The organism is Wolbachia endosymbiont (group A) of Brachyopa scutellaris, assembly GCF_964026995.1.
In the GTDB taxonomy this organism is placed as follows: Bacteria; Pseudomonadota; Alphaproteobacteria; order Rickettsiales; family Anaplasmataceae; genus Wolbachia; species Wolbachia pipientis.
In genome coordinates, this window is record NZ_OZ034720.1 from 116186 (window position 1) to 130843 (window position 14658).

12 protein-coding genes are annotated in these 14658 nt (G+C 36.4%); 8 read left to right on the top strand and 4 right to left on the bottom strand.

Annotation, left to right across the window (positions count from 1 at the left end; translation table 11 throughout):
• The first annotated feature begins 130 nt into the window (after positions 1-130).
• The 3 genes from purE to AAGD93_RS00610 all read left to right on the top strand — a co-directional run bounded on the left by purE (position 131) and on the right by AAGD93_RS00610 (position 5821).
• Positions 131-622 (top strand): 5-(carboxyamino)imidazole ribonucleotide mutase, encoded by a 492-nt coding sequence (gene purE / locus AAGD93_RS00600; RefSeq protein WP_006280351.1) that lies wholly within the window; start codon positions 131-133, stop codon positions 620-622.
• A gap of 7 nt (positions 623-629) precedes the next feature.
• On the top strand, positions 630-2447 hold the full coding sequence (gene mutL / locus AAGD93_RS00605) for a DNA mismatch repair endonuclease MutL (RefSeq protein WP_341819538.1): 1818 nt from the start codon (positions 630-632) through the stop codon (positions 2445-2447).
• A gap of 710 nt (positions 2448-3157) precedes the next feature.
• Positions 3158-5821 (top strand): 2-oxoglutarate dehydrogenase E1 component, encoded by a 2664-nt coding sequence (locus AAGD93_RS00610; protein ID WP_341819539.1) that lies wholly within the window; start codon positions 3158-3160, stop codon positions 5819-5821.
• A 49-nt stretch (positions 5822-5870) separates the two neighbouring features.
• Here AAGD93_RS00610 and AAGD93_RS00615 read toward each other — a convergent pair whose 3' ends face one another.
• Complete coding sequence (locus AAGD93_RS00615; RefSeq protein WP_265027294.1) at positions 5871-6182, bottom strand: hypothetical protein; 312 nt, start codon at positions 6180-6182, stop codon at positions 5871-5873.
• Positions 6183-6331: 149 nt separating this feature from the next.
• Between AAGD93_RS00615 and AAGD93_RS00620 the strand changes: the two genes are divergently transcribed.
• Together AAGD93_RS00620 and AAGD93_RS00625 are read left to right on the top strand one after the other, a co-directional pair.
• Positions 6332-7191 (top strand): IS630 family transposase gene (locus tag AAGD93_RS00620; protein WP_341819540.1). Its coding sequence is split into 2 segments (ribosomal slippage): positions 6332-6656 and positions 6656-7191, totalling 861 coding nucleotides; the frame shifts between segments, so codons are not numbered across the junction.
• Positions 7192-7324: 133 nt separating this feature from the next.
• On the top strand, positions 7325-8113 hold the full coding sequence (locus tag AAGD93_RS00625; protein WP_265027295.1) for a hypothetical protein: 789 nt from the start codon (positions 7325-7327) through the stop codon (positions 8111-8113).
• Between the two features lie 130 nt (positions 8114-8243).
• Here AAGD93_RS00625 and AAGD93_RS00630 read toward each other — a convergent pair whose 3' ends face one another.
• The 3 genes from AAGD93_RS00630 to AAGD93_RS00640 all read right to left on the bottom strand — a co-directional run bounded on the left by AAGD93_RS00630 (position 8244) and on the right by AAGD93_RS00640 (position 11245).
• The gene (locus AAGD93_RS00630; protein WP_264338715.1) at positions 8244-8840 is read right to left on the bottom strand and encodes a TIGR02217 family protein; all 597 of its coding nucleotides are present in this window, start codon (positions 8838-8840) and stop codon (positions 8244-8246) included.
• A 53-nt stretch (positions 8841-8893) separates the two neighbouring features.
• Positions 8894-10267 carry a hypothetical protein gene (locus AAGD93_RS00635; protein ID WP_341819541.1) on the bottom strand — a complete coding sequence of 458 codons (1374 nt, stop codon included), beginning with the start codon at positions 10265-10267 and terminating at the stop codon, positions 8894-8896.
• Between the two features lie 219 nt (positions 10268-10486).
• Positions 10487-11245: a DsbA family protein gene (locus tag AAGD93_RS00640; RefSeq protein ID WP_341819542.1), complete on the bottom strand. Its 759-nt coding sequence runs from the start codon at positions 11243-11245 to the stop codon at positions 10487-10489.
• Between the two features lie 274 nt (positions 11246-11519).
• Here AAGD93_RS00640 and AAGD93_RS00645 point away from each other — a divergent pair, with 274 nt between their 5' ends.
• From AAGD93_RS00645 to AAGD93_RS00655, 3 genes are all read left to right on the top strand, one after another.
• Positions 11520-11672 carry a hypothetical protein gene (locus AAGD93_RS00645; RefSeq protein WP_167347041.1) on the top strand — a complete coding sequence of 51 codons (153 nt, stop codon included), beginning with the start codon at positions 11520-11522 and terminating at the stop codon, positions 11670-11672.
• Positions 11673-11682: 10 nt separating this feature from the next.
• Entirely contained in the window at positions 11683-12753 is a 1071-nt protein-coding gene (locus tag AAGD93_RS00650) for a Fic family protein (protein ID WP_341819543.1), read from the top strand.
• Positions 12754-12848: 95 nt separating this feature from the next.
• The gene (locus tag AAGD93_RS00655; protein WP_182319856.1) at positions 12849-14327 is read left to right on the top strand and encodes a UbiD family decarboxylase; all 1479 of its coding nucleotides are present in this window, start codon (positions 12849-12851) and stop codon (positions 14325-14327) included.
• Positions 14328-14658 lie beyond the last annotated feature (331 nt).

Here is a 14658-nt window from a genome sequence, read left to right on the forward strand (position 1 = left end):
AATATTTATTTAAATTTTTAAAATTTCTATTTTAACGAGAATTCTATATATTATATTTATAATATAATTTAAATATTTGTTGCTTTTTAGCTGGAAAATTATTTAGTTAGTAAGTAAAATTGTGTTGAATATGACAAAAATAAAAAAAGATGTTGCTGTTATTATGGGAAGTGAGTCAGATTACACCACTATGGTCCATACTGTTGATATGTTAAAAGCATTAGAAGTTTCACATGATATATTCATAATATCTGCACATAGAACACCAGAAAGGCTCTTCAATTTTGCTAAATCTGCACAAGAAGAAGGTTTTAAGGTTATTATAGCTGGTGCAGGAGGTGCAGCTCATTTACCTGGTATGGTTGCGTCACTAACTTGTTTACCAGTTATCGGCGTTCCTGTGCATAGTAAACAATTAAATGGGCTGGACAGTCTACTCTCTATAGTTCAAATGCCAAAGGGTGTTCCAGTTGCAACCATGTCTATAGGAGAAAATGGAGCATATAATGCTGCCATTACTGCCGTATCTATATTGTCAATTTCCAACAGTGAAATTGCAGGTAGGTTAAAAAAGTGGAGAGAGAAACAGACCAAAGAAGTAAAAGAAAAACCAGTTTCATAATAAATCTATGGCAATAATTCTTTTAGACACAAAAACCATAAACCGTATAGCAGCGGGGGAGGTGATAGAAAGGCCAGCAAGTGTAGTAAAGGAATTAGTGGAAAATGCAATAGATGCTGGAAGTTTAGAAATAGAGATTAAAATAGAAAGTGGTGGGCGTAACCTTATTATTGTGACAGATGATGGTAACGGAGTAGAAAAAAACGATTTAGAACTTGCGTTTATGCGCCATGCTACTTCAAAATTGAGCGACAATGAGTTGATAGAAATCAAGCATCTTGGCTTTAGAGGAGAAGCTCTGCCTTCAATAGCAGCAGTAAGTAGGATAAAATTATCGTCTAAGGCAAGAGAAGCAAATGAAGCATGGTCTATAAGTTATGAGGGTGGAGAGAAAATAGGGGAGCAAACTCCTTACTCTTTATCACAAGGCACACATATTGAAGTACGAGATTTATTTTTTGCCACTCCAAATAGACTAAAATTTCTAAAAACTGAAAGAGCAGAAACTCAAAGCATTGTTGATATTGTAAACAACCTAGCAATGATTAACTATCATATAGGGTTTACTCTCACTTCAGGTAATAAAAAGCTCTTAAAATACGCTAAGCAGACTTCGTTATTTCATAGATTGTGTGAAGTAGAAGAAGAATTTCAGGGCAGTTCTCTGGAGATTAATGAAGAAGAAGACGGCATTAAACTTACGGGACACATCTGTAAACCGACCGTCAATCGTGGTAAGTCAACTCAGATCTATACGTTTGTTAATGGAAGGCCAATCAAAGATAATCTACTTATTGGCGCAGTTAGGTATGCATATCATGATTTTATTCCAAGCGATAGGTATCCTTTCGCAGCGTTACATTTAGAGATACCTTATGATCAAGTAGATGTAAATGTGCATCCAAATAAGTCAGAAGTAAGGTTTCAGAATAAGAAGCTCATATATGAGATAGTGACAAGAGGATTAATTAAAGCATTGTCAAGAAGGATAGGCACCTTTCTAGCGCATGACCAGAAAATGGATTCAACATTGCCAGATCCTTTTGATAAACCTAATGTTCAAAATGAAAGAAGGCCAAGTCCTTTTGAAAATCAACTAATAAAAGAATTTGCTTCTCCAAATGAAAGAGTAAAAAGCTTATCAGAACAGTCAAAATCGTTTGATTATACCGGCATACAGAAATTACCATCACAAGCGGAGACTATGGTTCTAGAAAAAAAGGTGTTAGAGCAAGTTGATTTGATAGAGAACCACCCGCTCGGGTTTGCACGCTGTCAGGTCTATAATACTTACATTATTGCCGAGGTAAGAGACAAATTGATTATAGTCGACCAGCATGCAGCCCACGAAAGGCTAGTATATGAATGCTTAAAACAAAAATCAAGTGTAAAAAGACAAAAACTACTTCTTCCTGAAACGGTTGAAATCAAAAATCAAGCCGGAATAGAGATGATTGAAGTTTATAAAGATAAGTTATTTGAAATGGGTTTTGATATTGAGATCAAATCAGAAAATAAAGTGATAGTAAAAGAAATCCCTGCAATTTTGGGAGTAATAGATGTGAAAGAGATGCTAATTAATATAGTCGATAGATTAACGGAAATAGAAGATACATTGCCAGTAGAAGATAAAGTGAACAAAATATTGGCCACTATCGCTTGTCATGGATCAATTAGAGCGGGTAGAAAAATGAGGTTAGATGAAATGAATGAGCTGCTGAGACAAATGGAAAAAACCCCATATTCCGGGCAATGCAACCACGGAAGACCAACTTATATAGAAATGAAACTCAGTGATATTGAAAAACTTTTTGAGCGGAGGTAAGAGGTTGCCATAAATATGTAAGTGCTCTTTCCTCGTCATCCAAGTGGCTCATAGAAACGGATTAAATGCAAAACTTACTTGACACATTTTGCCAGCCCCCTTATTATGGCATTAAGGGTATTTATGACTCAAAACTTGTTTTTGACCTGCAGGCTCAATGACAAAATTCAGTAAAAAACTTAGGGCATTTTTTGGCGGATTACATAAAATTATAGCGGCTGCATGTCTTTTAAATTTTTTCTACATTCAGCCAAACCGCGCTTAAACTAAGCGTCAGCACATTATTACAGCACCAATTTACAGTATTAGAGAGTCAAAACCAGCACCACGGGATTTTTTTACCTTTTTTTTCGTTTGGTAAATTTCTTAAATATTTATGGCTAAAGTAACTTAGGTTCACCGACAATCGTCATCCCGCTATGTGTTAGCTGATGAGATACCGCGAATGAATCACGGTATGACGTAGAAGCTATACTTTTATACTCACCAACTCAGTATGCAATCTGGATCCAAGTGTCGGCTACTCGGATGACACCATAATAAAGTGAAACTAGATTCCACCTTCACGCACTGGGATGACACTATTTGCTATGTAATTTGTGCCATATTACAATAGTTGTAAGTGCAACTTAATAATTAGAAACGAAAGGAGTTCTTTTTTAAAAAACTTAAGTTATACTTATAAGTGTTTGATATCTTATATAGTAATTATGTCGAGTTTAAGCTGCCTTTATGGTGATAATGCAGAATTTGTGGAAGAAATGTATAGCCGTTATTTGCAGGGTGATAAATCAATCGGGGAGGATTGGTATAGAATTTTTTCAAGCAATTTAGAAGTTAATAAAGCGGAGACCTGCGGTGCACAACATGTAACTAAGGTGGATGATTCAGTTTCTAGTTTAGCAAATTTTTTCAGATCTTACGGTCATTTTTTTGCGGATCTTAATCCGTTATCACCCAATGTGAATAAGGAAGTAGATTATCAGAAATATTCGAATCTATATCCGGCAAGTGACGCTGGAATCTATAGAGATATTTACTGCAAGAACATCGGTTTTGAATTTATGCATATCTCCTCTTATGAGGAGAGGATGTGGCTGCAGGAAAAGATCGAAAATCAAACCTATACGCTGAGTTCACAAGATAAAAAGGAAATACTGAGGCACTTAATTGAATCTGAGATGTTCGAGCAATTTCTCCATATGAAATTTCCTGGATATAAACGTTTTTCTATCGAAGGTGGAGAGTCAGCTATCGTTGCAATTGAAAAAATTATTAGTGATTCTACGGTTTTTGGCATTGAGGAAATAGTTCTTGGTATGGCTCACCGCGGACGGCTCAATGTTCTGACCAAAATTATGGGGAAAGAATATGCGGCAATGCTATCTGAATTTCAAGGCAATCTTGCATACCCAAGTGGTCTTGAGGTGTCCGGTGATGTTAAATATCACCTTGGTTATTCTTCTGATCGAGCACTTGCCGGTGGCAAAAAAATACATTTAAGTTTATGCCCTAATCCATCTCACCTTGAAGCGGTAAATCCGGTTTTGGCTGGAAGAATAAGAGCAAAACAGAATATAAGATCTGTGCTTGGAATATCAATTCATGGTGATGCGGCTTTCATCGGTCAAGGAGTGGTTGCTGAAACTCTAACCTTAAGCAATATTGAAGGCTATAAGGTGGATGGCATTGTGCACATTGTCATTAATAACCAAGTTGGTTTTACTGCTAATCCGTGTTGTGCGCGATCCTCTTTTTACTGTACTGATGTAGCAAAATCAATAGAAGCTCCAGTGTTTCACGTTAATGGAGATAACCCAGAAGCTGTGAGTTTTGCTACAAGTCTGGCGATGGAATATAGGCAGAAATTTAAAAAGGACGTAGTGATTGACATAATATGTTACCGCAAATATGGCCATAATGAAGGTGATGAACCGAATTTCACTCAGCCACTCATGTATAAGGTAATATCAAAGCATAAAACTCCAGGAACACTGTATGAAGAGAAGTTGATCGCAGAGAAAGTATTAAGTGGTGATGAGGTAAATAAATTGCGCAGTGAGTTCAGGGCAAGATTGGATAAAAGTCTTGCTGAATCAGCGGCTTATACTCCAAAAAAAGCTGACTGGTTTTGTGGAGTATGGTCAAAATTAAGAAAGGCAAGGTTGAATGATTTGAGCGAATACTATACAGATTCTGGTGTTCCGCCAGATGAGTTGAAAAAATTAGGTGTACATATAAATAGCAACATCCCAAGTAGCTTTAACATTAACAATAAGGTTAGAAAAATACTTGATGGCAGAATAGACAGCATAAATTCCGGTAGTAATATAGACTGGGCAACTGCCGAAAGTCTTGCGTTTGCATCACTGCTCACAGAAGGAATAGGAGTGCGTTTATCAGGACAAGACTCTGGTCGTGGAACTTTCTCGCACCGTCATTCAAGGCTTGTTGATCAGGTAACAGAAGAAGCGTTTATTCCGCTAAACAATATAAATGAAAAGCAAGCTCACTTTGAGGTCATAGATAGCGCTTTATCAGAGTATGCTGTAATGGGCTTTGAATATGGATATAGCCTTGATTCCCCATATTCACTGGTGCTCTGGGAAGGACAATTTGGTGATTTTGCAAATGGTGCACAAATTATGATCGACCAGTTTATCGCATCTGCAGAAACAAAGTGGTTGCGATCAAGCGGTCTAGTTTTGTTGCTGCCTCATGGTTATGAAGGACAGGGACCTGAGCATAGCTCCGCACGTATAGAGAGATTTTTGCAACTCTGCGCAGAAGATAACATGCAAGTTGTTAATTGCTCTACTCCAGCAAATTATTTTCATGCTTTACGCAGGCAAATCCATCGAGATTTTCGCAAGCCTTTAGTAGTGTTTACACCTAAATCACTATTGCGTCATAAAAGAGCAGTTTCTAACCTATCTGACTTTGAAGGAAAATTCCTCACGGTGATCCCAGAATATAGAACAGATTTAGTTTCGAATGATAAAATACGTAAAGTTGTAATATGCAGTGGTAAAGTTTATTACGATATAATTGAAATGCTTGAAACACAAAAAATAAACGATATAGCAGTGATACGTTTAGAACAATTCTATCCGTTTCCGGCCGATAAATTAAGCAGCGAACTTGAAAAGTACAAGAACGCTGAAATTATATGGTGTCAAGAAGAACCAAAAAATATGGGGGGATGGTTTTTTGTCAACCCATTGATAGAAGAAGTGTTGTCCAATCTCGATATTCAAGCAAAGAGACCTAAATGCATCGCGAGACCTGCTGCTGCATCTCCTGCATGTGGTTATGTTAGTGTTCACACTCAGCAGCAGGAGGAAATTTTAAAGCAGGTTATGCAGGGGATCTAGCACAATTGTGCAAATATTGAAGCGAAAGCTGGCAAGCGAACATTGTTCATCAGATCTTGACGCTGGGCACTGCAGCCAGGCGCGATAGAAAACGTATCACACCAATCAAACCTCTTTGATGCTCAGACAAATATAAAAAGACTTTCATTCGTATCTGTTCAGGATAGCGGCAAGACCATAGAGTAAATGTGAGGTAAGTCCTTACAATAAATGGTGTCATCCCAGTGCTTGACACTGGGATCCAGCTTTTGATCGAAAATGTTGTATAGTGCGTTTGTTTACAATTTTTCTGGATCCCAGTGTCTGGGCACTGGGATGACACCTTTGTGTTTGAGGCAAAATCGGCTATAACACTTAACATACTGCCTTTGCAAACAAATGTTCGTACAGTTGTGTATCACGCACTTTGCTTCAATATTTGTACATTAGCCATGCATCTGAACAGATATAGCTCTTTCCATAAAAGTCCGGATGTGATAGGATAAGGATAGATGATGATAAGGAGGTTGAATGCCAGCAGCATATAGTTATGATTTAAGAAAAAAAGGAATGGAAGCGCTAGACGAAGGAGAAAGCAGAGAAACAGTGGCAGCAAGATTTAAGATTGGACGAACTACTTTATGGGAGTGGCAGCAAAGAAGAAAAGAAACAGGAGACTTTCAATCAAAAAAACTTGGAAATGGGGGTTACAATCACAAAATTACCGACTGGGATACCTTTGCCAAATTTGCCAGAGAACACGGAGGAAAGACTCTATCGGAAATGGCTAAACTTTGGAACAACGTTAGTATCCAAACGATCTATCGAGCCCTTAAAAAAATTGGATTTACGCGCAAAAAAAGACATATGGATACAAGGAAAGAAACGAAGAAAAACGTGCTGAATTTTTGAAAATTATAGCGACAAAAGAACCTAAAAACTTATTGTATATAGATGAGTCTGGCATTGATAACACCGAAGACTACCCCTACGGATATTGCCAGAAAGGACAGCGGTTTTATGCCTTAAAATCTGGAAAGAAAACTCAACGAATCAGTATGGTTGCAGCCTTAAGTGGAAGAAAGATAATTGTTCCGTTAACCTTTGAAGGCCACTGTAATATGGATGTTTTTAATGGATGGTTTGAGCAATTTTTGACACCGATCTTGGAACCTGGACAGACTGTCATTCTTGACAATGCTACTTTTCATAAGTCTGATAAGATTATCGAGCTTGCTAAAGGGGTTGGTGCAGAAATTTTGTATCTGCCGCCTTATTCTCCAGATTTCAACAAAATTGAGCATCATTGGTTTGCTATAAAAAACAGAGCCAGGAAAAACATTCCTCTATTCGAATCCTTTCGTCGTGCTGTTGATTCTGCCTTCCTATGACCTGTTCGGACTATTATGAGAAATGCTATACTTTCATTCTATTAAAAAGCTACAATATTTATTAAAATTTTCATTTATTTTTATTTAAAAAGTAAATATCATTAATATTTACTTTAATTAATATAAGATATATATGAATACAGAAATATTTGAGAGGTTAATAGGGCAAACTAGTCTACGCAGCAATAGCAAAGCTGAGATCATAAAGTTAAATAGAAACGAAAAGGCTTTCATAGATGAGGATAAAAAGTCTATCGAATTAGCTGAGGCCATTTTTGAAAAGAATAATATGTTTCGTTTCCGCAAATCAGGTCCTGCTATGGATTACATTTTGCACAAATTAATAAATGATAGGAAGCTTTTCGAGGAAATGAAAGATAGAGGTACAAGTATAATACGTCTTTTTTCTTTGTTATCAATGTATCATGGTCGTCTCAATTGCTGTGTTATAAGAAAAGGAGGGTGTATTACTGAGTGTGGCATACTTGATTACGCTGGCACCTATCCAGAACTAGTGCCTTTAGAGGACTTTATACTTATTGAGCCTTCCTCGTACCTCGAGTACATTGTGTTTGACAATGAGAATATCAGAAATAGGTTAGCTGAAGACTTAACTGAAGATAAAACAAAATTAGATATCTTTTTGAATGGAATTTTAGCAACAAAGAATTCGGATTTAGTATTATCTTGTATTAACAAGATAGAGGTTCTTAATGAGGGAGATAGATATTTTGTTAATCTCTTACAGAAAAACGGCATGCTAGACTACATCTTAAACAAAGATGATACAACACTTGCAAAATCAACTCTAAAGGAGTTGTTGAAGCTTTCTATTTTGCAGGAAGAAAAAAGCACTGAGTTAGAATCTCCCCAAGCTTCAAGTGTAAATGTTAGCAAAGCTCAGCAACATTGTAGTATATAGCTGGTGATAAAGTTTAAAATAATTGCATATACTAAGGCTCATTTAAATATAGAGCCTCAGTAGTGCTTAATTTTTTCAATTGATGGTGACTAGTAGCCCTACTATGATGTGGATCTATGCTCGCTTATAACTAAAATTTCACTTCCACCAAGGGGATATTATTCCAGCTATTGCTTCCATAGTCATCAATCGAAGCGTTTAAGTAATCTGTATCAAAGCGTACGGGCACATCAAATTCGAAGCTCGCAGTGATTATCGCATCTTTTACTGGTGGCTTCATAAATGTTATTTCTCCCGTTGAATAATTTACTGAATATTCACTCTCTTCTTTACCATTTAAATAAATCTTTACTGTCCCATGTACTGGCTTTTTGATCATACGTATATGCTTATCTTCCCCACTTACATAAGTTTTGATTAGCTGAAAAGTCGTTTTTTTGTTATCTCCTATACCAATCTCTTGATTAATGGCTATAAAATCCGACCAATCCTTAAAACGAAACCCTATTGCTTTACCTTTTCGTGCATGAAAAAATGTTATTAATTCTAATAGCTGCTTGTTTGATCTGACCCCGTAAGCTATGTTGTATCTAGTGCGTGCATGAGACCAATTGATGTTGCGCTGTTCACAACCGTTATGAGTTGTTACAACGTCAGTGGAAAATTCCGGTCCTCCAGTGGAACCATAAGATATATTTTCTGGAAATCTAATTTCTGTGAATGACATATACCCTCCTGTAGAAATAAAGTTGAGTTGATGTAGATAAAGTAGGAAAAATCTTAAACTTTTGAAATTGCTTTATTAATAAGATCGTGCATTTTTAATCCTGTTTCTTCTAGAAAAGTAAGGGTACTATTTTCTTCTAACTCACTCTTCAGATCGTTAATGTTCTTATGACTCTGCGTTAATTGATATACACAAACACATGCAACGACTAAAGCAATTCCAGCAAGGAATGCTAAAGGAATTGATTGAGTAAAAGCAGCAGCTATAGCAGATGGTGTGAATACTATAGCAGCTATCACAGCAACTGTGCCATAAATAGCCTCTTTCCTGTAACTATTGATTAATTTTTTTTGTACTCCTTTTTGTTGTGTTTTTTGTTCTTGCCGATGAGAGGCAGGGATTCCTTTATTCGTATAAACCGGTGCACTAGTGCTGGTATTAATTATTTCTTGTTGTACTTCTTTCTCTGATTGATCAGAAGTAGGAATTCCTCTATCCGTATGATCTTGTAAAACCGGTGGATTAATCCCACTAGTACTGGTATTAATTCTTTCTTGTCGTGTTTTTTGCTCTGGTTGATGAGAAGAAAGACTTGCTTCATCCGCATAAACCGGCGCACTAGTGCTGATATTAATTATTTCTTGTTGTACTTCTTTCTCTGATTGATCAGAAGTAGGAACTCTTTTATCTGTGCCAAGAATTTCTTCATTAGAAACTGGTTGACTTTTTGTTATATCCTCAGAGATTCTACTAAGAAGTGGCACAAAATGCCTCATGTAATTTACTACTCCTACAGTTTTTTTGCTATTATCTATCTTTAACTGATCGAGATTCTCGTCTTCTATAAAAACTTTAGGATCATCATTATTCGCTGTAATTTTAGTAACTGTAACTTTTTGACCGTACTCCTCTATTGAATAAATACAAAGCTCCACTTCGTACTTATCACATATCATTCTACCTTCAATCTCTGGGCGACCCCATATAGGTGCTTCAGTTTCTGTATGTGTATTAGTAATATACTCTAAATATTTGTTAAAAGTCTTCTCTTCATCTATCATATTTATTTTAGTTTTTGGATCTTGTATAGGACCATATGGGCCTTCTAGCTCAACAGAGTAACCACCAATACCAGCATCTTTTATTACTGCTTTATAAACCCAAAAATCTGATCTTTTATTTGCTTTAGCATAATCTGCACAATCTTCCCTTAATGATTTTGCGGTAAAACGATTACCAGGTTTTAACTCATTCAATCCTTGAGCCACGGAGTCAAAAAAGCAATCTCCTGTCTTTATAGCAATTCCTATGTTTAGATTTTTGGGACAAGCATTTTTTAAATTATCCAATAAATCACTTGATTTTTTCTTTTCTTTGATTTGTCGAAAAAGAGCAATTGATTCTCTTTCATAATTATACTCTTTCATATTGTAACTCCAGAATGGTAATTATATATTAAGTTTAACACTTTTTAATGGATTAGTCAATCTTTGCAGGCTAAGGTTACGCTTGACTATAGGCACCACCTGCTTTTCTTGAGTTACTGCGTAGCTCCTACATGCCGCTACTTATCACATTTATAATTACTATACTCAGGTTCATTTGAGTTGTCAAGCAAAAAAATAAAATTTTATGGCAAATTGAAACTAATCTTGTTTGTGACTTAATTCATCTATTTTTTTGCGTAATACACCCAAATCGGTTGCTCCTACAAACAGACTATCTCCAATTATTAAAAAAGGTGTACCACCTACTCCCAAATCTCTTACTAGAAGCCTACTGTTGTTTATCATTTGCTCAATTTTGTCCGCGTTATCTTTTATGGAATCATTAAAATCGTCCTCATCAATCCCTATGTTTTTCACTATATCCAATATGCTTTCGTCTGAAAATTCTCCTTTGTGACTTAAAGCAGCATGGTGAAAATCGAAATATTTTTCTTTATCGAGAAAATAGACAGCTAAAGCACTTTTTGCTGCCTTTAAAGAAGCGTTACCAAGTATTGGAGCATCCCTAAAGATATACTTAATTTTGCCGTCGTTAATTAACTGCTTTATATCATTCTTTATAGCTTTGCAATGTCCACAAGAATAGTCAAGGAAGCCTACAGCTATAACACTACTATTTTCATTTCCGGAGTAAGGATAAGTAAGGTCAAATATTTGATCCTTGTATTGTGAAATTTTACTTTTGGTTACATTATCTCGAGCAGCGTAACTACTTTTAATCGACTCCTCTTTGAGAGTTTTTATGATCTTATCAAAATTTCTACTTATATAATTATCTAATTTCTCACCTATATAATCATCGTTTAGCATTTGGCTGCGATTTGAGAGCCAATTATTTATTATCGGCAAGCTTGCTATTGCTATTATTAAAATTAATAAAAACGATACCCTAGACATACAATTTATTTAAAAACCTACAACATAAAACTTTTAGTACACATTTATCTGTATATTAAAAGAAGCATCTAATGTTAATACATAAAAACATTTGTATCAAGTGTATTTTATAGCCAATTTTGCTGCAAGTACAAACTTTACGTACAATGAAACTCAAGCACATTACCACAAAGTTCATCAGAAGACTTGGTAGCAGAGGCGCGCGGAGCATAGATTTAAGTTGTTTGTTTTATTCCGCTATGTATAATTTTGATAAACTCCGCGGAATAAACATATGAACGAGCCAATAATTGGTAGAGAAAAAGAAATAGCTATTCTACAAGACAAACTTCTTTCTCAATCAGCCGAATTTATTGCTGTTTATGGTCGGCGTCGTGTAAATGTTGTATTATCTGCATTTTATCAGCATAATATAGAAATAATGTAATGCAGATATTATGCCGATGCCAAATTATACGATTACTTCTAAAATTGCTAATTGCCTTATGAGGATTGAAGCAGCAAAAGAAAAAGTATTACATTTGCCACTCACTGTATCGATGCTCTCGTCCCTTCGTGAAACTGCACGGCTCTATACCACACACTATTCTACTATGATTGAAGGAAATCGACTTGAGCCTAAACAGATTGAAGAGGTTTTAAGTGGTAAAAGCCACTTTCCAAAATATAGGAGAGATGAAAATGAGGTTAAAGGATATTATGCAGCTTTAACCCAAGTTGAACAATGGGCAGCAAGAAGAATACCTATTACTGAGAAGGCTATTCAAACACTGCATGCTCTAGTAATGGCAAGTGGAAAACCTAAAGTAAAACCAACCCCTTATCGTGATGGTCAAAACGTTATTCGTGATAGCCGTACACGTGCAATAATTTATATGCCACCTGAAGCAAAGGATGTACCAAAGCTCATGAGCAGTATGATTGATTGGATTCGTGGCAGTGAGCAAGTGCCTTGCCCAGTTATTGCAGGTATTGCTCATTATCAATTTGTAACAATTCACCCTTACTATGACGGTAATGGTCGTACTGCAAGATTGCTGACTACATTAATTTTACACCTTGGTGGATATGACCTAAAAGGACTGTACTCATTGGAAGAATATTATGCTAAAAATCTAGGGGCTTATTATGAAGCAATAACATCGCACAATTATTACATGGGGCGAGCTGAAGCAGATATCACTAAGTGGGTGGAGTATTTCGTAGAAGGTATGGCAAATTCATTTGAGAACGTTTTACAACGTATAAATGAAGAAGAATACCACACTGATCAGACTGATCTTATACGTAAGCTTGATCCTAAACAACGCAAAGCTCTTGAGCTCTTCCAGGAGTTTTCCGCTATTACAGCTAGTCAGGTTGGCGAACTATTTAATTTTAAGCCTCGTACCAGTGCGCAACTTTGTAAAAAGTGGGTGGAAATGGGGTTTATCAAGATTGTAGATTTTTCCAATAGAGGAAGGAAATACAAACTTAGTAAGCAATATGAGGATTTGATCTCAAATTAACTGAAAGCTCGCTAGGCAGGAAAGTAGTGCATAGGTCAAATTTCAATAAAGTGCTTGAAAACTAAATGTAAACTTAAAATTTTAAAAACTGGAATATGTACAACAACTTACGTGACTTCATTAAAGCCTTAGAGGAAAAAAAAGATCTGATTAGGATTAAGGAGGAGGTTTCAACTGTTCTTGAAATGACAGAAATTCACCGCAGAGTTTTGTCAAACAAAGGACCAGCTATCATCTTTGAAAATGTTGTCACAGAAAACGGCAAAAATTCGATTCCAGTTTTAGTGAATTTATTCGGTACTATTGAAAGAATTGCCTTGGGACTGAACATAAATCCTGGTGAGCTAAGAGATCTTGGTAAACTTTTAGCATTTTTGCAATCACCTGAGCCGCCAAAAAACTTTAAAGATGCTATGAAGATGTTTCCTCTGCTAAAAGTCGTGTTATCGATGCGAAGTAAAGTCGTGAACAAAGCTCCATGTCAAGAGGTAGTGCTAACCGGAGATGAAGTGGACCTAAGTCTACTGCCCATTCAAACATGCTGGCCAAATGAACCTGCACCACTTATCACCTGGCCGATTGTGGTAACAAAAGGCCCCACGAGAGACAAACAAGATAATTTCAATCTTGGAATATATCGTATGCAGGTCATAGATAAAAAAACGACTCTAATGCGTTGGCTTGCACATCGTGGTGGTGCAGGTCACCACAAACGATGGAAAGAGAAGGAACAAAATATGAAATTTCCTGCTGCTGCTGTGATCGGTAGTGATCCTGCAACGATTATTGCTGCAGTAACTCCAGTGCCAGAAACATTGTCAGAATACCAATTTGCTGGACTACTGCGAAAGAAGCCGCTTGAGCTTGTAAATTGTAAGACTATTCCACTTCAAGTGCCAGCTCACGCGGAAATCGTTCTGGAAGGCTATGTGAGTTTGGATAGATATCAAGACGAAGGGCCATACGGAGACCACACTGGCTACTATAATTCTGTTGAGCAATTTCCAGAATTTAATATTACTGCAATTACTATGCGCAAAAATCTAATTTATCTCAGCACTTTCACTGGCAAGCCACCTGATGAACCATCGATTCTTGGTGAAGCACTCAATGAAATCTTTGTGCCCATTCTTATTAATCAATTTCCAGAGATAGTGGACTTTTATCTGCCGCCGGAAGGTTGCTCATATAGAATAGCGGTAGTGTCGATAAAAAAATCCTATCCAGGGCAGGCAAAAAGAATTGTTATGGGCATACTTTCTTTCCTAAAGCAGTTTTTATACACGAAGTTTATTATCGTTGTTGATGATGATATAAATATACGTGATTGGAAGGAAGTGATGTGGGCAATGTCAACAAGGATGGACCCTGTGCGTGACACAATCATGATAGAAAATGCACCTATTGATTATTTAGACTTTGCTTCCCCTGAAAGTGGCCTGGGAGGTAAGATGGGATTTGATGCGACAAACAAAATTCCGCCTGAAACCAAACGAGAGTGGGGAAAGAAAATTGGGATGAGTGAGGAAATAGTAAGAAAAGTCACGGAGAAGTGGGAAGAATATATGGACTAGACTTCTTGCATAAAAGCAGAAAAAAGTTTGGCGTTTTTTATAATGCCGCTTAACTGATAATTGTGATTTAAGTCCGTCACAGTGCCCTTTTTTTTGTCATCCGAGTAGATCAACTATGTTTTTTTAAAAATTTTTTATTTGTAGTTTTGCAACTTCATATGGGCAATAAAAACCCATTTGTTATAGAAACAGAATTTTGTATCAAACAGCCACCACAGCAATTTCTGCTTAAGTTAATGAATATGCGCTTTTAATGTGTGTGGACGCGCATATTCATTAACCAATTTCAGTTATTGCTATGTAAATTTTTATAGCTCTTTTCATAAAAGTC

Coding starts and splice junctions, on each gene's coding strand:
- AAGD93_RS00640 (WP_341819542.1), bottom strand. CDS start 11,245: ATGTCTAGGGTATCGTTTTTATTAATTTTAATAATAGCAATAGCAAGC.
- AAGD93_RS00635 (WP_341819541.1), bottom strand. CDS start 10,267: ATGAAAGAGTATAATTATGAAAGAGAATCAATTGCTCTTTTTCGACAA.
- AAGD93_RS00645 (WP_167347041.1), top strand. CDS start 11,520: ATGAACGAGCCAATAATTGGTAGAGAAAAAGAAATAGCTATTCTACAA.
- AAGD93_RS00610 (WP_341819539.1), top strand. CDS start 3,158: ATGTCGAGTTTAAGCTGCCTTTATGGTGATAATGCAGAATTTGTGGAA.
- AAGD93_RS00655 (WP_182319856.1), top strand. CDS start 12,849: ATGTACAACAACTTACGTGACTTCATTAAAGCCTTAGAGGAAAAAAAA.
- purE (WP_006280351.1), top strand. CDS start 131: ATGACAAAAATAAAAAAAGATGTTGCTGTTATTATGGGAAGTGAGTCA.
- AAGD93_RS00650 (WP_341819543.1), top strand. CDS start 11,683: ATGCCGATGCCAAATTATACGATTACTTCTAAAATTGCTAATTGCCTT.
- AAGD93_RS00630 (WP_264338715.1), bottom strand. CDS start 8,840: ATGTCATTCACAGAAATTAGATTTCCAGAAAATATATCTTATGGTTCC.
- AAGD93_RS00615 (WP_265027294.1), bottom strand. CDS start 6,182: ATGTTAAGTGTTATAGCCGATTTTGCCTCAAACACAAAGGTGTCATCC.
- mutL (WP_341819538.1), top strand. CDS start 630: ATGGCAATAATTCTTTTAGACACAAAAACCATAAACCGTATAGCAGCG.
- AAGD93_RS00625 (WP_265027295.1), top strand. CDS start 7,325: ATGAATACAGAAATATTTGAGAGGTTAATAGGGCAAACTAGTCTACGC.